Origin of the sequence: Paenibacillus sp. MMO-177, assembly GCF_037147795.1 — a bacterium.
Taxonomy (GTDB): Bacteria; Bacillota; Bacilli; order Paenibacillales; family Paenibacillaceae; genus Pristimantibacillus.
Genome location: NZ_JBBCUR010000005.1, coordinates 53,816 through 74,113, shown reverse-complemented (window position 1 = coordinate 74,113; position 20,298 = coordinate 53,816). Strand labels below are relative to the sequence as shown.

The 20,298-nt window shown below is 51.6% G+C and carries 14 protein-coding genes and 1 pseudogene; 12 read left to right on the top strand and 3 right to left on the bottom strand.

The genetic code is table 11. From position 1 onward, the window contains the following. Positions 1-12: 12 nt before the first annotated feature. Together WFK81_RS18560 and WFK81_RS18555 are read left to right on the top strand one after the other, a co-directional pair. Positions 13-1,764 (top strand): glycoside hydrolase family 2 protein, encoded by a 1,752-nt coding sequence (locus tag WFK81_RS18560; RefSeq protein WP_336787884.1) that lies wholly within the window; start codon positions 13-15, stop codon positions 1,762-1,764. Between the two features lie 331 nt (positions 1,765-2,095). Further along, positions 2,096-4,150 carry a GxGYxYP domain-containing protein gene (locus WFK81_RS18555; protein WP_336787883.1) on the top strand — a complete coding sequence of 685 codons (2,055 nt, stop codon included), beginning with the start codon at positions 2,096-2,098 and terminating at the stop codon, positions 4,148-4,150. Positions 4,151-5,297: 1,147 nt separating this feature from the next. Here the strand turns inward: WFK81_RS18555 and WFK81_RS18550 are convergent. Further along, on the bottom strand, positions 5,298-5,522 hold the full coding sequence (locus WFK81_RS18550) for a hypothetical protein (protein ID WP_336787882.1): 225 nt from the start codon (positions 5,520-5,522) through the stop codon (positions 5,298-5,300). Next, the gene (locus WFK81_RS18545) at positions 5,473-6,123 is read right to left on the bottom strand and encodes a transcriptional regulator (RefSeq protein ID WP_336787881.1); all 651 of its coding nucleotides are present in this window, start codon (positions 6,121-6,123) and stop codon (positions 5,473-5,475) included. The genes WFK81_RS18550 and WFK81_RS18545 overlap by 50 nt, the downstream gene beginning before the upstream one ends. A gap of 356 nt (positions 6,124-6,479) precedes the next feature. Here WFK81_RS18545 and WFK81_RS18540 point away from each other — a divergent pair, with 356 nt between their 5' ends. From WFK81_RS18540 to cysI, 3 genes are all read left to right on the top strand, one after another. After that, positions 6,480-7,421 carry a cell wall hydrolase gene (locus WFK81_RS18540; RefSeq protein WP_336787880.1) on the top strand — a complete coding sequence of 314 codons (942 nt, stop codon included), beginning with the start codon at positions 6,480-6,482 and terminating at the stop codon, positions 7,419-7,421. Between the two features lie 402 nt (positions 7,422-7,823). Continuing rightward, the gene (locus WFK81_RS18535) at positions 7,824-9,683 is read left to right on the top strand and encodes an assimilatory sulfite reductase (NADPH) flavoprotein subunit (RefSeq protein ID WP_336787879.1); all 1,860 of its coding nucleotides are present in this window, start codon (positions 7,824-7,826) and stop codon (positions 9,681-9,683) included. 71 nt (positions 9,684-9,754) lie between these two features. Next, complete coding sequence (gene cysI, locus WFK81_RS18530; RefSeq protein ID WP_336787878.1) at positions 9,755-11,479, top strand: assimilatory sulfite reductase (NADPH) hemoprotein subunit; 1,725 nt, start codon at positions 9,755-9,757, stop codon at positions 11,477-11,479. A gap of 44 nt (positions 11,480-11,523) precedes the next feature. Here the strand turns inward: cysI and WFK81_RS18525 are convergent, their stop codons facing one another. Beyond that, positions 11,524-12,687, bottom strand: a complete 1,164-nt coding sequence (locus WFK81_RS18525; protein ID WP_336787877.1) for an ROK family protein — start codon at positions 12,685-12,687, stop codon at positions 11,524-11,526. Positions 12,688-12,812: 125 nt separating this feature from the next. Here WFK81_RS18525 and WFK81_RS18520 point away from each other — a divergent pair, with 125 nt between their 5' ends. From WFK81_RS18520 to WFK81_RS18490, 7 genes and pseudogenes are all read left to right on the top strand, one after another. Continuing rightward, positions 12,813-14,081, top strand: a complete 1,269-nt coding sequence (locus WFK81_RS18520) for a lactate racemase domain-containing protein (protein ID WP_336787876.1) — start codon at positions 12,813-12,815, stop codon at positions 14,079-14,081. Positions 14,082-14,108: 27 nt separating this feature from the next. After that, positions 14,109-14,882 (top strand): SDR family oxidoreductase, encoded by a 774-nt coding sequence (locus WFK81_RS18515; RefSeq protein ID WP_336787875.1) that lies wholly within the window; start codon positions 14,109-14,111, stop codon positions 14,880-14,882. A gap of 14 nt (positions 14,883-14,896) precedes the next feature. Then, complete coding sequence (gene larE, locus WFK81_RS18510) at positions 14,897-15,700, top strand: ATP-dependent sacrificial sulfur transferase LarE (RefSeq protein WP_336787874.1); 804 nt, start codon at positions 14,897-14,899, stop codon at positions 15,698-15,700. Positions 15,701-15,745: 45 nt separating this feature from the next. Continuing rightward, positions 15,746-17,215 carry a gluconokinase gene (locus WFK81_RS18505; protein ID WP_336787873.1) on the top strand — a complete coding sequence of 490 codons (1,470 nt, stop codon included), beginning with the start codon at positions 15,746-15,748 and terminating at the stop codon, positions 17,213-17,215. Positions 17,216-17,244: 29 nt separating this feature from the next. Further along, a complete protein-coding gene (gene larB / locus WFK81_RS18500; protein ID WP_336787872.1) occupies positions 17,245-18,003 on the top strand; it encodes a nickel pincer cofactor biosynthesis protein LarB in 759 nt (252 codons plus the stop codon). Continuing rightward, a pseudogene (gene larC, locus WFK81_RS18495) lies at positions 18,000-19,505 on the top strand (nickel pincer cofactor biosynthesis protein LarC). The gene larB and the pseudogene larC overlap by 4 nt, the downstream one beginning before the upstream one ends. A 41-nt stretch (positions 19,506-19,546) precedes the next feature. Beyond that, positions 19,547-20,191, top strand: a complete 645-nt coding sequence (locus WFK81_RS18490) for a HupE/UreJ family protein (protein ID WP_336771165.1) — start codon at positions 19,547-19,549, stop codon at positions 20,189-20,191. The last annotated feature ends 107 nt before the right edge of the window (positions 20,192-20,298 follow it).

The window sequence follows — 20,298 nt, the reverse complement described above, 5'->3', positions numbered from 1 at the left end:
GCTTGCTAACCTATGAAACTTACGATTCCCCGTCCCGAATATCCGCGTCCTCAGTGGGTTCGGCCTGATTGGATCAACCTGAACGGGCAGTGGCAGTTCGAGATCGACCATGGCAAAAGCGGCAAGGAGCGAGGCTTCCAGGAACCGGGCCTTGAGCTGTCCGGGACGATTACCGTGCCGTTCTGCCCGGAGAGCAAGCTCTCGGGCGTGGAATACAAGGACTTTATGGCGGCGGTCTGGTACAAAAAAGAGATTAATCTTCCGGATGATTGGACAAACGACGGGCGAGTTCTGCTTCACTTTGGCGCAGTGGATTACGAGGCGGAGGTATGGGTGAACGGTACGGCAGTGGGCAAGCACCGCGGCGGTTATTCCTCCTTCAGCTTTGATATCACGTCTGCGGTCTCGGCGGGGAGCAACGTGATTACCGTCTATGCGTTAGACGATCAACGCTCGGGCCGTCAGCCTCGGGGCAAGCAGTGCGGAGGGTATTACTCCTCGGGCTGCGACTATACCCGTACAACGGGCATCTGGCAGACAGTTTGGCTGGAGCGGGTTCCGGAGACTTATTTGGCAAAGATGAAGCTTGTCCCGGATCCGGACAATGCATGCGCGCATCTGGAGCTGCAACTGGGCGGAAGCGGGGTTAAGGCCGGTACCAAGCTGGCTGTAAAAGCCTTGTATGAAGGCGCGCCGGCTGGCGAAGCGGCGATTGCCGTATCCGGTCCTTCGGCGAAGCTGACTTTGCCGTTGACGGAGGTTCACCTCTGGCAGCCGGGCAGTCCCGAGCTGTATGATCTCGAGCTGAGTCTGATTCGGGATGGGCAGACGATTGATACGGTCCAGTCTTATTTCGGGCTTCGCTCGGTGAAGCTGGACGGTATGGCTTTCCGCATTAACGGCAAATCGGTGTTCCAGCGGCTTGTGCTGGATCAGGGCTTTTACCCGGATGGCGTCTATACGGCTCCAAGCGACGAGGATCTCCGCAAGGATATCGAGATCTCGATGGGGCTTGGGTTTAATGGCGCAAGGCTGCATGAGAAAATATTCGAGCCCCGTTTCCTCTATTGGGCGGATAAGTTTGGTTACCTCGTATGGGGCGAGCATGCCAACTGGGGACTGGACATTACGACATCGGAGGGGCTGGCCGGCTTTTTGCCGGAATGGCTGGAAGGAATGGAACGCGATTTCAACCATCCCGCGCTTATTGGCTGGTGTCCGTTTAACGAGACTTGGGATAAGGACGGGACAAAGCAAAATAACGAGGTGCTCCGCATCGTCTATGAGGTGACGAAGCGGATGGACCCGACGCGTCCGGTTATCGATACGAGCGGCAACTTCCATGTCGTTACCGATATATTTGACGTTCACGATTATGACCAGAATCCGGAGACGTTCCGGGCGAGATACGAGCCAATGAAGGATGGCGGCGAAGTATATAATACGTTCCCCAAGCGGCAGCAGTATGAAGGCCAGCCTTATTTCGTCAGCGAATACGGCGGGATCTGGTGGAACCCGGATCAGAAGGACGAGAAGTCGTGGGGCTACGGCGACCGTCCGGTGTCGGAAGAGGCGTTCCTTGTCCGTTATGCGGGGCTGACGGATACGCTGCTGGACCATCCGAAGATGTTTGGCTTCTGTTACACGCAGCTGTACGACGTGGAACAGGAAGTAAACGGCTTGTATACGTACGATAGACGGCCGAAATTTGACCCCGAGCTGATCCGCCGCATTAACAGCCGCAAGGCGGAAATAGAAGACTGATATAACAAATTAGACGAAGCAGCTTTGGCAAGTCTGACTGAACAGGTAATTAAGGAGAATAAAAAGATCTAATAGATTAAGGCTTCCGGATTTTCGGAAGCCTTTTTTTGTTTTTAAAGGATGTAAAACTCTCCTTCTTAAGTCCTTAACGTGGACGTAAAGTACTATTTATTTGGTAATTTTTGTCGAAGTTATTGAAATGACATATACAATATATATAATATGTCTTGGGTATGAATAACTGCTATGATACACCGCTAGGAGGTGGGGAGCCAGCGTTTCGTTTTCGAACTTGCAGCATCACTAATTAAACCATAAGAGGTGTGAGAACATGATTCGAAAGTTAACGGCAATCAGTCTAGCAATTGTCAGTACGCTGTCTTTCACGGCGGCAGGATCGTATGCCGATCCGCAGCCTGCGGCACAAGGATCCACCATTTCATGGCCGGATAAACAACAGCTTCCGACCTTCAAGCAGCCAAAGCAGCTGGAAGTTGCGGACATCTATGATGCTCCGGGCGATGTAAAGCTGTTACTGTCTACCCTGCAGGGGATCGTCAACCGTAAGGAGCCCCGCATCTACCTGCTGGAAAGCAAGGAAGAAGGCAAATTCAAATGGCTGAACGATCTGGACGTCGACTATAAAGTGCGCGACGATTATTTTGACCTTTTGAAAAAGTTCCAAAAAGAAGTGAAAGGCATCATTATCTATGATCCTAATGTACCGGATTCCGTAAACGTGGCTACAACGCTGGCGGGGCTTCGCGACGGCGTGGCTGTAAGCCCAGAGCTGGCCGCAAAGCTGGAAGCAGCACCGTATAACTTCAAAGTAATCGAGGATCTTCAAGGCAAATTCAAAGACCGCGTAGACGCTTATACATGGGAGTACGAGAACTTGTGGAAGGAAACAACCCACCGGATGCTGGTTGGTTTGAGCCCTGAAGTATCGGCACGCCCGCCTGCGAATCAGCCGGATACTTATAAGGTTGTAGCGCAGGAGCAGACGGAAGAGCGCGATGCGAAAAACCGTAAAGTGTATGATCTGGACTTGTCGCAGTTCTTGGCAAAGCCTGATGTGTACGTGAAATTCGGCGATGCATTCACGCAGGACGGCTGGGGATCGGCCGTTCACGAAATTACGGTGAAGGCTGACGGAGTGGAGATTGCGCACTTCTTGCCGGGCACGGATTCGGAAAAGCCTTTCCTGTATGATCCGCAAAGCTCCCAGGTATCTTCGGGCAGCGGCGGCCACCGCTTTGCGGATGGCGGCAATTATTTCACGTACAAGTTCACGCCGCCTGCAGGCACAAAAGCTCTGACCATGTCGGTTGAGATGTGGAATGAGTACAAGGTGAGCGCGACCAACGACCAGCCGTTCTCTTCCTTGACGAAGGAGCCATACGGTTTCCTTCGTGATTACGCGGTAGCGAACAAGGCAATGGTCTTCTGGCTGGATTCCAATGATCCGGCGGAGAAGGATTTGTTTGAGAAAATCATGTCCGATGTGAAGCCGGGAACTCCGTACCTCGGATGGTTCAGCAACGATTTCCAAGGCGAGTTCAGCGGCGTTGAGGTTGCTTCGAATCATGGCGTATACGTGCTCGCGGCGGATTGGTTCAGCAACATGACCGTATTCTCCGGCACGAAGCCGGAATTTTCGAAGCCAAAGGCTCCTAAGCCGGTGAAGCTGGATAACAAAATTTACGTAACGTATACGTTCAGCGAAGGCGACAACCTCCAATATAACCAGCATAGACTGCGGAATTTGTGGGATGATCCTAAGCGCGGCCAGGTGCCGATCAACTGGACCTCCAGCCCGCTGCTCTACGATGCCGCACCTGCCATGCTGAACTACTTCTATGGCACGGCAACGGCTAACGATCAGATTATCGCCGGACCTTCCGGAGCAGGTTACTTCTACCCGGCTGCTTGGCCGGAGAAGGCTCTCACCGATTATCTGAGCAACACGAAAGACTACTTGAAGAAAACCGGCATGACCATTCCGTATGTGCTTAACCGTCTGAATGGCGAAAACCTGCCGCTCAGCAAAGCGAACAATGCGGCGTACCGCGATCAATACGATGTGCCGGGCCTCTTCATCGGCTGGGATAACTTCACTAAGGTAGACATCGTAGACGGTGTTCCAACGTCCAACATCCAAGGCGTAGGTTCCGTCAACGATACGAAAAAAGCTCTCGCGGATGCCAAAGCGAAATGGGACGGCAAATCGCCGCTCTTCGTATCCCTCGGCATTCTGGCATGGGGCATGACGCCAACGGATCTGGCGAACGTAACGGCTCAGCTTGGTCCTGAGTACCAAGTGGTCCTCGCTGACCAATACTTCTCGCTGATCCGCGAAGCCAACGGCCTGCCGGCGAAAAAGTAACATGTATTCAACCCAAAGACCTCCGAGCATCCGGAGGTCTTTGGGTTGTCCGCGTGTTTGCGTAAATTGTGTCACACTATCACTCGAACCTGATCATCGCACCAGCCGCCCCGACTCCAATCCTGCCGCAACCGAACCTTGGATCGTTCTCCGTAGCTCGTCCGCTAACGAAACGTAGTATCGTTATTTGCCTGAAATCGGCCGCATTTTGATTCTAACGAAACTGAGTATCGTTATTTGGCGAATTAGAGGCTATATGAGAGGCAAAAGCAGCAAATAGCGTTCTGTAGTTTCGTTAGATTTCCAAAAGCCTTGAAATCCGGCGAATAGCGATACGTAGTTTCGTTAGCCGTTAGCTGCAAGGTGGGAGGTGCCGCGTCAGCTGGTGGGTATGCACATTACTTGAGTATCGCACGCGATCCATTTTAAATTCGCACTATCACAATCCTCCCTCGACCTTGTCCATCGCACCAGATCCATCTCAATCCTGCCGCAATCGAACCTTGGTATGTTCTCCGTAGCTCGTTCCCGATCATCGCACCAGCTCCACCTCAATCCTGCCGCAATCGAACCTTGGAATGTTCTCCGTAGCTCGTCGCGCTAACGAAACGTAGTATCGTTATTTGCCGGAATTCAGCTCCATTCGGATTCTAACGAAACTGAGTATCGTTATTTGGCTCGATAGAGGCTATATGAGACGCAAAAGCAGCAAATAGCGATCTGTAGTTTCGTTAGATTTCCAAAAGCCCTGAAATCGGGCGAATAGCGATACGTAGTTTCGTTAGCCGTTAGCTGCAAGGGGGGAGGTGCCGCGTCAGCTGGTGGGTATGCACATTACTTGAGTATCGCACGCGATCCATTCTAAATTCGCACTATCACAATCCTCCCTCGACCTTGTCATCGCACCAGCTCCATCTCAATCCTGCCGCAAACCGAACCTTGGAATGTTCTCCGTAGCTCGTCGCGCTAACGAAACGTAGTATCGTTATTTGACGGAATTCAGCTACATTCGGATTCTAACGAAACTGAGTATCGTTATTTGGCTCGATAGAGGCTATATGAGGCACAAAAGCAGCAAATAGCGATCTGTAGTTTCGTTAGATTACCAAAAGCCCTGAAATCGGGCGAATAGCGATACGTAGTTTCGTTAGCCTGCTCCAGTTGCAGTAGCAGCCGCAATAGCAGTAGCAATAGCAGTAGCAGCCGCAATAGTAGTAGCAATAGCAGTAGCAGTAGCGGTAGCAGTAGCAGTAGCCGTAGCAGCCGTAGCAACAGTAGCAACCGTAGCAATAGCAGTTATTCGGCCGGTGAGCAGACCGTCATCAGACTCGTAGAGCGTAGGTACGATACCGCTGATTTCCGCTGGCGACAATGAGGAGCCGGAGGTCAACCAGTCTGGCTAGAATCCGGCGAGCGTATTGGTCCGAGATCCGCAGATGAGCAGCAAGCTCGGACGGCATAAAAGGACGCAGCAGCCTTCGGGCATATCGGATCGTCTCCGCTTCAAGACAGCCCAACGACTCCGGTGCGTCCGTCGCTATGAATTTCCCTATAAAAGAAAGCACAAGCTGCTGACAACGCTTTGGTTCATCCACGATGGAGAGGTAAGCCACCGGCAGAAACACCCAATTATCCAGTGCTAACAGACAATGCCGCCAGCACAGATCTTTAAACCGCCGCACATCCAGGTCCCGCGCATGAGGCCCGTAGCCTTGGATTTCGATGCCGCCTTTTGCGTCTCCGCCAGGCATATAAGCCAAATCGAGATAGCGGTAACCGTTATGGAAATCCTGCACCTCCCATTCCGGATACAGATGTTTGAAGCTGCCGACAGCCGGGAACCAGACCAAACGCAGAAATTCGATCGTGCCGTGTCCTAGTCCTTTCTCCAGCAATTCGCGTCTTCGCTGGTTGTCTTCACTGACAATCATGCCCTGCATCCACTCGTCAAAAGCTTGTTCAAATTTAATCATTGCCATCACATCCCTTTTTAAAAATGGTCATGAAGACAAACAAAAACGCCGTTTCGAAATCGTCTTATCACGGAGATAAAACGAAAATCAAAACGGCGTGTGCTTCACGACCAATTATTTATTAATAGTATAAATTAATAATTAATGAGAAACAAATCGTTCTTTTATGAGAAAAATGAAAGAATTTACAGCGAATTTCAGCTTTTCTGTGAAAATGTTAATCCAAACTTCATATTTGCATGTGGTACAATTACCCAGAGCATGAATGGTTCAGGGCTTTATACCTACATTTATTTAAGGAGGTATATATGATCATACATAGCATGCAAAAATCTGTGAAGATCATGTCTTGTGTAATGGCTTTAGCGCTTCTCTGGCTTAGTGCCGGACCGCTTGCAAGCGTTTCTGCGGCAGAAGCGGGGGCAACGGTTCGGGTAAATGGCGAGAACGCGAAGCTGTCAGATTCCATTATTACACAAAAGAACAGAATGTATGTACCGGCAGCGCGCATTGCTGCGATGCTTGGCGCCGAGATCAGCTGGGACAGCAATAATGAAGAACTTACAATAGATACAGCCTATAATGATGAAATTGTATTCGGCAACGGCGTACCGGTCGTATATTTCAACGACAGCCGTTACAAGATGGATGCGGTACCGTTCATGGAGGATGGCAGAATGTATGTGCCACTCCGCCAGTTGGCTGACGTGCTCCACGCAGATCTGACGTGGGATACCGATTCGAATACGGCAAAGCTGACTGATGTGGATCGTGCGGTCGTAACCGATGAATACGGTCTTGCCGATATTAGCAAGGAATACGGAATTAGCGCAGCAACTTTGCTCAAGCGCAACGGATTCAATAGCAAGGATGAGGTAAAGCCCGGAACAAAATTAAAAGTCGTTATCCCTTCATTCTTGGATAATCCGGCTCCCTCTTTTACGCAAAGCGATTTAACGCTTCTTGCGAAGATTTCCCAAATTGAAGCAGGCAGAGACTCCTACGAAGGACAGCTTGCCATTGCGAATGTTATCCTGAACCGGGTGAAGGACTCCCGTTTTCCGGATTCCATTCACGATGTTATCTACTCCGGCAAGCAATTTCCGCCAGCCCACAACGGGCTGCTAGACAAGAGCAAGCCGAACGCCAGCGCGCTTCGCGCAGCAAAGGATGCCTTGAACGGGAGAAATAACGTTTATGACGCCGTATATTTCTACAATCCTAACGTGACCAGAGGATCGTTCTGGAACAGCCTTGAGGTTGTAGCGAGAATTGGCGGACACAATTTCGCCAGATAGCAGGAAAACAAATAGCGGGAAAAGATAATCGATGCATCTCATAACAATGGGGTGCATTTTTTTATTTTCGCTGCCATTGAGGAAGTAAATTACTATGATTATTTTTACACATAAATGTATCAATTCTAAACCTCTCAACAATTCGGTTACTGCCCTCAAATTATCTGCTTAAGCCTTTCAGAAGAGGAGAAAAAGCATCTTGCAGCCATAATTAGGGAAAAATTAAGCCGTGCACCCCTGTATTCGCAGCTTTATAAATAAAAGTGATTAATATTACAGAATATCTTATAGACATTTTTCGACGAACGCATTGAACCTAACGAAAGGCTGCGTTAGTATTAAGTATAGTAAAAACAGAGTGTCGAAGTCGGATTTTATAGATTGATGTGAGGTGGATGTTGTTTGCAACTTCAAGTGACGAATAGTCCGTTTACGGGCGAGCAGGCAGAACTGCTTAACAAGCTGCTCCCAACTTTAACAGGATCCCAAATGCAATGGCTGAGCGGTTATTTAGCTTTTTACGGCGCGGGTAATAACACGGCTCTGGCATCGGTTGCCGCAGGAGCTGCCGTTGCAGACGCACCTGTGACTGCGCTGGCTGCAGTGCCTGCAGTGGCGCAAGGTCCTAAGGACGCAACGATTTTGTTCGGATCGCAAACGGGCAACGCTCAAAGACTTGCTGGCCGTCTGGCTGAAAAGCTGAAAGCCCAAGGCTTTGACGTAACGTTGTCGGCGATGAACCAGTTCAAGACCAACAAATTAAAAGAAGTCGGCTATTTGTTTATCCTCGCAAGCACGCATGGCGAAGGAGATCCGCCGGATAACGCGTTAACGTTCTACGAATACCTGCATGGCAAACGTGCGCCTAAGCTGGAAGGCATGAAGTTCTCCGTTCTGGCTCTTGGCGACACCTCGTACGAATTCTTCTGCAAGACAGGCGCAGACTTTGACGTCCGTCTCGCCGAGCTTGGCGCTGAACGTATCGTTGACCGCGTGGATTGCGACGTTGATTTCGAAGATGCGGCAGCCGGCTGGCTTGCGGCAGTAAGCAGCGCGGTTAGCGCCGCGCCATCCGCAGCGTCGGCTCCGCAAGGAGCAGCAGTATCGGCTTCCCCGGCAGCAGCCGGCGAGTCCGAATACTCCCGTTCGAATCCGTTTATGGCCGAAGTGCTGGACAGTTTGAACCTGAACGGCAGAGGCTCCGACCGCGAGACGCGCCATCTGGAACTGTCGCTCGAAGGCTCCGGTTTGACTTATGCGCCTGGCGATGCGGTTGGCGTGTATGCGCAAAACGACCCGGCATTGGTAGAAGACATCATCACGCTTCTTAATTGGAATGCGGACGAGAAGGTGGTAACCGGCAAAGCCGGCGAGACATCCTCGCTCCGTGAAGCTCTTCTCCATCATTACGAAATTACGGTATTAACAAAGCCGCTGCTGGAAAAAGCCGTTGCTTTCTCGGGCAATGCCAAGCTGGCTGAGCTTGTTAAACCGGAAAATAAAGAAGAACTGAAGGCGTATCTGAACGGACGCGATCTGCTTGACCTGCTCCGTGATTACGCGCCTTGGACGCTGAAAGCAGCAGATGTTGCAAGCTTGCTTCGCAAGCTGCCTCCGCGTCTTTATTCGATCGCAAGCAGCATTGAAGCGCATCCGGAAGAAGTGCATCTGACTATCCGCAAGGTGGAATATGAAGCGCATGGCCGCGACCGCAAAGGCGTATGCTCGGTATTTGTATCCGAACGCCTGCAGCCTGGCGACAAGCTGCCGATCTTTATTCAGCAGAACCCGAACTTCAAGCTGCCGGTTAATCCGGAAACGCCGGTGATCATGGTTGGTCCGGGTACTGGTGTTGCTCCGTTCCGCGCATTCCTGGAAGAGCGCGAGGAATCGGGTGCTGACGGCCAAACCTGGCTGTTCTACGGGGATCGCCATTTCGTCACGGACTTCCTGTATCAGACGGATTGGCAGCGCATGCTGAAAGACGGCGTATTGTCGAAGCTCGACGTAGCATTCTCCCGCGATTCGGAAGAGAAGGTCTACGTACAACACCGCATGCTGGAAAATGGCGCCGAGCTGTACAAGTGGCTGGAAAACGGCGCTCATGTTTATGTCTGCGGCGACGAGAAGCACATGGCGCATGACGTTCAATCCGCGCTCCTGACGATTATCGGCCAATACGGCGGCAAATCCCCTGAGGATGCGGCAGCTTACCTGTCCGCTTTGCAAGAGCAAGGACGTTACCAACGCGACGTATACTAGGCGCTCGATCGGCAGCGCATAGCAAATAGATAAGTATGGACCCATTACATGGGGCAAAGGAGCTAACAGCAATGGCAAAGAACCATAAAGTCGAGCCCGTCGGCGGACCGCCGAGCGACGTGGAACATCTGAAACTCGAAAGTAACTATTTGCGCGGTTCGTTGACTGACTCGCTGGCAAACCGGATTACAGGCGGCCTTCCCGAGCTGGATAACCGACTTCTGAAATTCCACGGCAGCTACATGCAGGACGACCGCGATTATCGCAACGAGCGCGAGAAGCAAAAGCTCGAGCCGTATTATCAATTTATGCTTCGCGTCGTTACACCGGGTGGTGTAGCGACTCCGGAGCAATGGCTTCTGATGGACAGCCTGGCTGACAAATACGGTACAGGCAGCCTGAAGCTGACTACGCGTCAAGCGTTCCAGCTGCATGGCGTATTGAAATGGAACCTGAAGAAAACGATTCAGGAAATCAATGCGGCAATGCTGTCGACACTGGCCGCTTGCGGCGACGTTAGCCGTAACGTCATGTGTAACCCGAACCCGTACCAATCGGAGCTTCATAGCGAAGTGTACTACTGGTCGCAGCAGCTTACCAAACATCTGGCGCCAAAAACGCCCGCTTACCATGAAATCTGGCTGGACGGCGAGAAGGTTGTAGACGGTGCGGAGCAAGGCGAAGTTGAACCGATTTACGGTCCGGTCTACCTGCCGCGTAAGTTCAAGATCGGTATTGCCGTACCTCCTTCGAATGACGTAGACGTGTACTCGCAGGATCTTGGCTTTATTGCCATTATTGGCGAAGACGGCAAGCTCGCCGGCTTTAACGTCAGCGTTGGCGGCGGCATGGGCATGACGCATGGCGATACGGCAACTTACCCGCAGCTTGCTAAAGTCATTGGTTTCGTAACCCCTGATCAAGTGTTGGATTTGGCTGAAAAGGTCGTAACGATCCAACGCGACTACGGAAACCGTTCCGTGCGCAAATACGCTCGTTTCAAATATACGATCGACCGTCATGGCCTTCCTTGGTTCATCGACGAGCTGCAAGAACGTCTCGGCTGGGAGCTTGCGCCTGCCCGCGAATTCCGCTTCGAGCATACGGGCGACCGTTACGGCTGGATTAAAGGCAAAGACGGCAAATGGAATTTGAACTTGTATGTTCAAGCCGGCCGTGTGGTCGATACGGAAGGCAATAAGCTGAGATCGGCGCTTCGCGAAATCGCCAAGATCCATACCGGAGATTTCCGTTTAACGGCTAACCAGAATCTGGTTATCGCTAACGTTACGGCTCAGAAGAAGACAAAAATCGTTGCTATTCTGAAGGAATTCGGCATCGCGGAAGGCTCGAACTTTTCGGCGCTCCGCCGCAGCGCTTTGGCCTGCGTAGCCCTTCCGACCTGCGGTCTTGCCATGGCGGAAGCAGAGCGTTATCTGCCGTCGCTGATCGACCGTCTGGAGCCAATCCTTGCTAACGCGGGACTGGCGGATCAGGAGATCAACATCCGGATGACAGGCTGCCCGAACGGCTGCGCGCGTCCGGCGCTTGGCGAAATTTCGTTTATCGGCAAATCGCCCGGCAAATACAACATGTACATGGGTGCAGGCTTCGCGGGCGACCGCCTCAGCAAGATGTACAAAGAAAACATCGGCGAAGACGAAATCATCGATACCCTTACGCCAATCATTAACCGGTATGCAGCTGAACGCAACAAAGGCGAGAATTTTGGCGACTTTGTCATCCGTGCGGGTTATGTGAAGGCTGTAACGGACGGAACGAATTTCCACGACTAACAGCAAAGCGGTGCAGAGAACAAACTCTGCACCGCTTTTTTGCGTTAACCTTTATAGGGTAGATTCAAGACGGGAACCTGCAGGAAGTTCTGGATCGCAATCGCGCATGCGCCAAGCACGCAGGATTTTTTCCCGATGGTAGAAATTTTGATTTCCCGGTAGTGGCTGACTCTGGAGTTTAAATTCGATTCAATAAATCGCAGGGAATCCGGATAAATCCTCAGCAATTCGCTGTCCAGAACAACAACCTCGGGATTGTAAATATTGATCATGTTATTTAGTCCGATGGACAGATAATGGATAAATTGCTCCATGAGCTCTGTTACATCCGGATCCTTCGCTTCAATCCAGCGTCCGATTTGCGCGTAGGTAATGTTCTCGCCCGGCTTTTTGGCGCGCAATAGCTGGAACACGCTTGTCTCGGAAGCGTATTTCTCCCAGCAGCCTTGATTGCCGCAATTGCACGGAATGCCGCCAGGCACAACAATCATATGGCCAATCTCCCCTGCAAAACCGTCCCGTCCCCGGAAGAAGGAGTGATTAATCATCATGCCCATCCCGATGCCGGAATAGAGCGTCACGCTTAACAAATCGTCGGTCTCGTGGTGGAAAAAAACGCGTTCTGCGAAAGCGCTGAGATTCGCATTGTTCTCCAGCTTTACCCGCAGCCCAAGCGCGTTCTCCAGATCGCTCTTCAGCGGTACGTCATGCCAGTCAAAGGATGGGATATAGTGAATGACTTCATCCGTTGAGACAAGGCCGTGAATGGCGATGACAATGCCAATGATGCCGTAACGGCTGGCAGCAAAGCGCTCCTGATAATGCTTGATCTGCCCGATTAGTAAGGACAAGATATCCTCATAAGCGTTGCTTTGCAGTGTAATGGTGTCGGACAGGACAAGAGAGCCTTGAAGATCCGAGATCGCGAAGGAAATTTGATCGTATTCCAGATCGATGCCGATCGCGTAACCTGCCTCCGCGTTAATGGACAGCATAATCGGTTTGCGGCCGACCTGGCTGTATTCGATTTCTTTCTCGATAACCAATTCCTCGTCAAGCAGATCCGAGACCTGACCCGATACCGTCGCCCGGGTGAGGGCGGTTACTTTGGAGACGTCTGCTCTCGATAACATGCCTTCCTTCAAAATCTCTTTCAGAATCAAAGAACGATTCATTTTCTTTATATAAGAAGCGTCGCCGGTAATCATCTTTATCCTCCTAGTAGCATAAATACGGAATTGACAATGGAGATAGTGCTTGTTAAATTAATAATACAATTAATTTGTTCATTAAACAAACAAATTATCGGAGCGATAAAAGGAGCGATGACAGGATGGGTATTTTGCAGGATCTGGTCAAGGATATTCCGATTCCGCGCATGGCCAAGGTGAAAGTCAATTTCGACGATACAAAAATTGAGGATATCGCAAGCGAGCTGCTGCCGAAGCTTCAGCGGGAGCAAATTACAAGCCGCGTCAAACCGGGCATGGAGATTGCAATCGCGGTGGGCAGCCGTGGACTTGACCGTCTGGTGGAGATTACGGCGGTTACCGTGAAGTTCCTGAAGGATGCCGGAGCAAAGCCTTTCATCGTGCCAAGCATGGGAAGCCATGGCGGGGCGACGGCGGAAGGACAACGCGAAGTGCTCGCTCATCTGGGCGTAACGGAAGAGACGGCAGGATGCGAGATCCGCTCATCGATGGAAGTTGTGCAGCTTGGCGAGCTTCCGAACGGCCTTCCCGTCTATCTGGATAAATTCGCCGCCGCGGCGGACGGCATTGTGGTCATTAACCGCGTGAAGCCGCATACGGCATTTAGAGGCAATGTGGAAAGCGGTATCATGAAGATGATCAGCATTGGTCTTGGCAAGCAAAGAGGCGCGGAGGCGTGCCACCAGCTTGGCTTCAAATACATGGCGGAGAATGTTCCGGCTATGGCAAAGCTTATTATGGAGCAGAAGCCGGTGTTGTTTGGCGTAGCGTCGATCGAGAACGCTTTCGATAAAGTCCGGTTCATCGAAACGCTTACTCCGGATGAAATCGTAGAGCGGGAGCCGCAATTCCTTGCCCAATCGAAAGAGCTGCTGCCAAAGCTGTTCTTCGACCAGCTGGATGTTCTTATTATTGATCAGATCGGCAAGAACATCAGCGGCGACGGAATGGATCCCAACATTACGGGCCGTTATCCAACGCCTTATGCCCACGGCGGACCGGACGTGAACAAAATGGCGGTGCTCGACCTGACGCATCAGACGGAAGGCAACGCGAACGGCGTTGGAACGGCGGATTTTACAACGCAGCGTCTCGTAGACAAGATGGATCTGGAGAAAACGTACGCAAACGGTCTGACTTCGACGGTTGTGGCGCCAACCAAGATTGCCACTACGCTTCCGAATGACCGGGAGACGATTCAGGCATCGATCAAGACCTGCAATATTCTGCATTTTGACCAGGTGAAGATGGTGAGGATCAAAAACACGCTGGAGATCGGTGAGATTGAAGTATCGGAAGCCCTCCTGGAATACGTGAAGCATCATCCGCGCATGGAAGTCGTGAAGGATTTGTATGAGCTTGAATTCAATAACGACGGGAACTTGTTCTAGATCAGAGAGAATGGGGAGAGAAGAGAAATGACGGCTAATTTATTTGATTTGACGGGGAAAACAGCGGTTATAATCGGCGGCAACAGCGTGCTTGGTTCTTCGATGGCAGCAGGTCTTGCCGCTCACGGCGCTCATGCTGCGATTGTTGGTCGGAATCTCGAAAAGGCACAGGGCGTCGTAGACGCTATTATCAGTGATGGCGGCAGCGCAAAAGCTTTCCAGGCGGATGTGTTGTCTAAGGAATCGCTGCTTAAGGTGCAATCGGAGATCGAAGCATGGAGAGGCGGATGCGATATTCTGCTGAATGCTCCCGGAAAGAACAGCGCAACGCCATTCTTCGAGCTCGAAATGGAAGAGTACGACGACATTATGGACGTCAACCTGAAAGGGATCGTGCTCACCTGCCAGATCTTCGCCAAGCGGATGATCGAGCAGCAGCGGACGGGCAGCATTATTAACATTTCGTCCGTATCTTCAACAACGCCGCTGTCCAAAGTATTTACTTATTCGGTATCCAAAGCCGGTCTTAACAGCGTAACGCAATTTCTCGCCCGCGAATTCGCCGAGCAAGGCATCCGGGTGAATGCCATTATTCCGGGGTTCTTCCCTGCTGAACAGAACCGTAAAATATTAAGCGAGGAACGCGTTGCCTCCATCATGCGTCATACGCCGATGAACCGGTTCGGAACGCCGGAGGAGCTTCAAGGCGCAGCGGTATGGCTGGCTTCGGAGAAAGCATCGGGCTTCGTAACGGGAACCTTGATCCGCGTGGACGGCGGTTTCGGCAGCATGACGATCTAGAGAGGGGAATGGAAGTGCCGACTGAAAAATATGTTGCCCTGCAGGATATTCTTCGCAGGATGGGCTCGGTAGTGGTTGCTTTCTCCGGTGGGGTGGACAGTACCTTTCTGTTAAAAGCGGCGGTTGATACGCTTGGAACCGGCAATGTGCTTGCCGTCACGGCCGACTCGGAGACCTATCCGACGAGCGAGCTGGAAGAGGCCAAGAAGCTGGCGAAGCTAATTGGCGTGCAGCACGAAGTGATCTCGACTTCGGAGCTCGCCATTCCGGGGTATGCGGAGAACAATAAGAACCGTTGTTATTTTTGCAAAAGCAGCTTGTTTGATCACTTGTTCCCGCTGCTCGAAGAGCGGTCTTTCGCCAATCTGGTGTATGGCGTTATTGCGGATGACAAGAACGAACACCGTCCCGGCATGCAGGCGGCCAAGGAAAGAGGCGTGAGAGGTCCGCTGCTGGAAGCGGATTTATATAAACAGGAAATTCGGGAGCTGTCGAAAGTTTTTGATTTGCCGACATGGGATAAACCTTCCTTTGCTTGCTTGTCCTCAAGGATTGCGTATGGCGAGAAAATTACGAACGAGAAGCTGCTGAAGGTGGAACGAGCGGAAGCCTACTTGAAATCGCTCCGTATTCGCCAAGTTCGCGTGCGCACCCACGACGAGATTGCTAGAATAGAAGTAGAACCTGGCGATATGCCGCTAATCCTCGCTCATCACGAGGCAATCGTGGGGCAGCTTCAAGACTTTGGTTATAAATACGTAACCCTTGATCTGCTTGGATACAAGAGCGGCAGCATGAATCGATCGCTTAATCTATAATTCGGGCAAGCCGTTTACACTTGGGGAAAAAGGAAGGATTATCGAATGTCAAACTACGTGATTGGGCTTGATCTGGGCACAACCAGCGCCAAAGCCTGTATCTTTAACCGCGTTGGCCACCTCGTTGCGGAAGCGGAGGAGCTTGTTCACTCCGAATACCCGCAGGTAGGCTGGGTCCAGCAGGATGCGGCAGCGATAGAACGCTCTGCTGTTCTGGCCGTTCGGAATGCGATTCAGAAAGCAGGGATCGGAAAGGATGAGGTTGCCGTCCTCGGGTTTTCCGCGGCAATGCATTCTCTTGTACCGGTAAGCGGAGAGGGCAAGCCGTTTTCCCCTGCTTTGATCTGGTCGGACGGAAGAGGAACGGATCAGGCGGATCGTCTAACAGAGGAAGAGCGTCAGCGTTACTACGAGAGAACGGGTACGCCGATCCATCCGATGTCGCCTTTCCTGAAGTTGCTGTGGATGAAGGACGCCGGATACGAGCCATATCATCATGCTGCCTACTTCATGTCGATCAAGGAATATTTGATCTATTGCTGGTTTGGCAAGCGGGTCATCGACTATTCGATGGCATCGGCTACAGGATTGTTTAACCCGTATACGCGGGAGTGGGATGGGGAAATGCTGGATTTGGCCGGTATTCAGGCGGGCCAGCTGTCTGAAATTGTTGCTCCTACGACCCTTCTTGGTTCGATAAACAGGGAGATTGCCGAAGAGATGGGAATCGCTCCGGAGCTGCCTGTGGCGATTGGTGCCGCAGACGGCCAGCTGGCCAATCTGGGGATAGGCGCGCTGCTGCCCGGAGAGGTTGCCGTATCGGTCGGGACAAGCGGGGCAATCCGCCAAGTCACTCGTGAGGCAAAGGTCAGCAGCCGCGGCGAGACGTTCTGCTATTCTTTTACCGAAGATTCCTATATTATCGGCGGACCTACGAACAATGGCGGCATTGCGCTCCAATGGCTGAAACAGCTTCTAAATGATCAAGGCAGCTACGAGAGTTTCCTCGCGGAGGCGGACAAGTCAGCTCCCGGAGCCGAAGGCTTGCTGTTCCTTCCGTATATTAACGGGGAGAGAGCGCCGCTGTGGAATCCGCGGGCAAGAGGCAATTTCTACGGCATGACCGTTGCCCATACGAAGGCGCATTATGTCCGTGCCGTTCTGGAAGGCATTACGTTTAATCTGTATCAGATTGGACGGGCTTTGGAGCAGCTTGCCGGACCTTCCCGCAAAATTTACGTCAACGGCGGTTTAGCGCGTTCACCGTTCTGGCTGCAGATGATGGCGGATATTTTCGAAGCGGAGATCTACGTTTCGGAGAACCACCACAGCGCAGCTTGGGGAGCCGCATGGATAGGGCTTGTCGCAATCGGGGAAGAGAAGGATCTGGCTTCCATCAAGTCTAATATTCCGATGGGGCAAGCCGTGCATCCGAATCCCGGGAACAGCAAGGTTTATAAAGCCATCTATGATCGCTACGAGAAATTGGCAGCCAGTATTGCAGCATTGTTCTAAAGATCTGAAAAGGCTTAAGAGGTGAGTACATGCTTGAAGACGTGCTTAGACAGGTGCAGGACGGCAGGCTTAGCGTGGAGGATGCTGCCAGTCAGCTGGCGACCTTCGAGAATCTGGGCTTTGCGAAGGTGGACCATCACCGGAAAAAACGCCAGGGCTTCCCTGAAATCGTATATGGGGAAGGCAAGTCGGCCGAGCAAATCATCGGGATTGCGAAAGCTTTGCAGGCGCAACATCATGAGGTGCTTATTACCCGCGTGTCTCATGAAAAAGCGGATCAGATCCGGACCGTATGCTCCGAATATCAATACGATCCTGTAGCGAGACTGTTGTTCTGGAAGCATGAGGCTAAACAGGAGAGCAAGCTGAACGGGTACGTTGCGGTTGTAGCGGCAGGCACGTCGGATCTGGCCGTTGCCGAAGAAGCGGCTGTAACGGCTGAGGTTCTGGGAAGCCGCGTACGCCGCTTCTATGATGTTGGGGTTGCGGGCATTCACCGCCTGCTGCATCATGCGGAAGAGATTCAGCAAGCGGCCGTTTCCGTTGTGGTAGCCGGAATGGAAGGGGCGCTGCCAAGCGTTGTAGGCGGCCTTGTCGCCCATCCGGTTATCGCTGTGCCGACAAGCGTGGGCTATGGCGCTAACTTTAGCGGTCTGTCGGCACTTCTCACCATGCTCAATTCATGCGCCTCCGGCATCAGCGTAGTCAACATCGACAACGGATTTGGCGGCGGCTATAACGCCGCGCTAATCCACCAGCTTATAAACAAAGGAGTCGCCGGCCTATGAAAACCTTATATATCGATTGCTTCTCCGGCATTAGCGGAGATATGTTTATCGGCGCACTTCTGGATGCGGGAGGAGACGCCGCTCATTTGCAGGCAGAACTGAAAAAGCTTCAGATCAGCGACGAGTACGAGCTTACTTGGAAGCATGTGATGAAGAATGGCATCAAGGCTTTGAAGTTTGATGTGGAGCTGAAGCATGAAGGTCATGGGCACAGCCATGAACATGATCATCATCATGAGCATAGCCATGAGCATGAACACGCGCACGATAATCATGGGCACTGCCATGATCATCATGAACATGAACATGCTCATGAACACGAGCACCATCATGACCATCAACATCATGAGCATGGCCACAGCCACTCGCACGATCATGATCATCACCAACATGACCACGAACATGAGCACAGCCATGGGCACGGCCACTCACACGATCATTCGCACGATCATGATCATCACCATGGCCACAGCCATTCGCATGATCATGGTCATCACCACCATGATCATCGGGCGTATAAAGACATTGTCGAGCTAATCGGCAAGTCCGCCTTGACGGACGCGGTTAAGCAAACCGCGCTCCGAATCTTCAAGAAGATTGGGGAGGCCGAAGGGAAGATTCACGGACTGCCGCTGGAACGGGTTCATTTTCACGAGGTAGGCGCGGTTGATTCCATCGTTGATATCGTTGGCGCGGCGATTCTGCTTCACCAGCTGCAGATTACAACGGTGAAATGCGCGCCCGTACCGGTTGGAGTCGGTAAAATCCGAATCGATCACGGCATTTATCCGGTGCCCGCGCCGGCAACGCTCGAAATGCTGAAGGGTATTCCGATCGAGCAGTCGACGATCCGCGCGGAGCTTACGACGCCTACCGGCGCAGCTTTTGCGGCAGTGCTTGCCGAAAGCTTTGGCCCAATGCCTTCCTTCAAGGTAGAGGCAATCGGGTATGGAGCCGGGACCAAGACGTTCCCGGAACATCCGAATGTTTTGCGCGTTGTAATTGGCGAATAGCTGCAGGGGATAGGAGTCGGGAGAATGTTCAATCAGCCGGCATATGAGCATGAAGACAGCGGAATGATCAAGCTCGAAGTGAATCTGGACGATATTTCGGGAGAATGGCTCGGGTATGTCATGGATTTGCTGTTTGAGGCGGGTGCCAATGATGTATTCTACACGCCGATCTATATGAAGAAGAACAGACCGGGAACGATGCTTCAGCTGTTATGCGCGCAGGACAAATTAGAGGCCATGAAAGCAATTCTGTTCCGCGAGACGACTACGCTGGGCATCCGGTATTATCCGCTTACCGTTCACCGGCTGGAGAGGGTGTTCGAAACGGTCCACACGGAATGGGGGCCGGTTACGGTGAAGAAAGGCCTGTATAACGGAGAAGTGGTTCAATGGGCACCGGAATACGAGGATTGCAAAAAAATCGCAAGCACGCTTGGCATCCCTCTTAAACAGGTTTATGATAGAGTTCGGATGGAACGAAATGGTTAAATAGACGAAGAGAGACAGGAACCTTTGGGAGGATGTATTGGATGGGGAGTTTAATCACGGTTTTGCTGCTAGGTCTGGTGCTTGGCATCAAGCATTCCATTGAACCCGACCATATTATCGCAGTTTCGACGATGGTGAGTAATCAAAAGAAGCTCTGGCGTTCTACGTTAACGGGGATCTTCTGGGGAATCGGGCATACAAGCACGTTGTTTATTGTAGGAATGGTGCTCGTCCTCTTAAAGGGAGAGCTGCCGGAAGTATGGGCAATGTCGCTGGAGTTTCTGGTTGGTGTTATGCTCGTTTATTTAGGTTACAAAAATGTCGTATCGGTAAAACGCGCTTATCAGCATTCTCATCGGCATGACAAATCTTCCCTCATCAAAGTAACGGTGATCGGATTTATCCATGGTCTGGCCGGAAGCGCCGCGATGGTTATCCTGACCCTGTCAACGGTAGAATCGGTATGGGAATGTGCTTTGTACATTTTGGTATTTGGCGTCGGAACGATCACGGGCATGCTTATTTTCACAACGATTCTGGGCATTCCGTTTGTGTATAGCAAGACGAGCGTAAAGCTGAACCGTGGTTTGATGCAAGCTGCGGGCACGGTGAGTTTTCTGTTCGGCCTTTATTATATGTACAACCTTGGGGTTACGGAAGGGCTGTTTGAGTTATGGGTGAAATAAATCCGTTATTCGGGGTATAGAATTGATGCAAACGATAAGAAGACGTTACTCTCTCGTGTCAGGGGAGTAACGTCTTCTTTTATTTTCCAAGAAATTTCGCCCTTTTA

Excerpts from the sequence above, each read along its gene's own strand:
- WFK81_RS18560 (WP_336787884.1), top strand. The coding sequence starts at position 13 with ATGAAACTTACGATTCCCCGTCCCGAATATCCGCGTCCTCAGTGGGTT.
- WFK81_RS18555 (WP_336787883.1), top strand. The coding sequence starts at position 2,096 with ATGATTCGAAAGTTAACGGCAATCAGTCTAGCAATTGTCAGTACGCTG.
- WFK81_RS18545 (WP_336787881.1), bottom strand. The coding sequence starts at position 6,123 with ATGATTAAATTTGAACAAGCTTTTGACGAGTGGATGCAGGGCATGATT.
- WFK81_RS18540 (WP_336787880.1), top strand. The coding sequence starts at position 6,480 with ATGGCTTTAGCGCTTCTCTGGCTTAGTGCCGGACCGCTTGCAAGCGTT.
- cysI (WP_336787878.1), top strand. The coding sequence starts at position 9,755 with ATGGCAAAGAACCATAAAGTCGAGCCCGTCGGCGGACCGCCGAGCGAC.
- WFK81_RS18525 (WP_336787877.1), bottom strand. The coding sequence starts at position 12,687 with ATGATTACCGGCGACGCTTCTTATATAAAGAAAATGAATCGTTCTTTG.
- WFK81_RS18520 (WP_336787876.1), top strand. The coding sequence starts at position 12,813 with ATGGGTATTTTGCAGGATCTGGTCAAGGATATTCCGATTCCGCGCATG.
- WFK81_RS18515 (WP_336787875.1), top strand. The coding sequence starts at position 14,109 with ATGACGGCTAATTTATTTGATTTGACGGGGAAAACAGCGGTTATAATC.
- WFK81_RS18505 (WP_336787873.1), top strand. The coding sequence starts at position 15,746 with ATGTCAAACTACGTGATTGGGCTTGATCTGGGCACAACCAGCGCCAAA.
- larB (WP_336787872.1), top strand. The coding sequence starts at position 17,245 with ATGCTTGAAGACGTGCTTAGACAGGTGCAGGACGGCAGGCTTAGCGTG.
- WFK81_RS18490 (WP_336771165.1), top strand. The coding sequence starts at position 19,547 with ATGGGGAGTTTAATCACGGTTTTGCTGCTAGGTCTGGTGCTTGGCATC.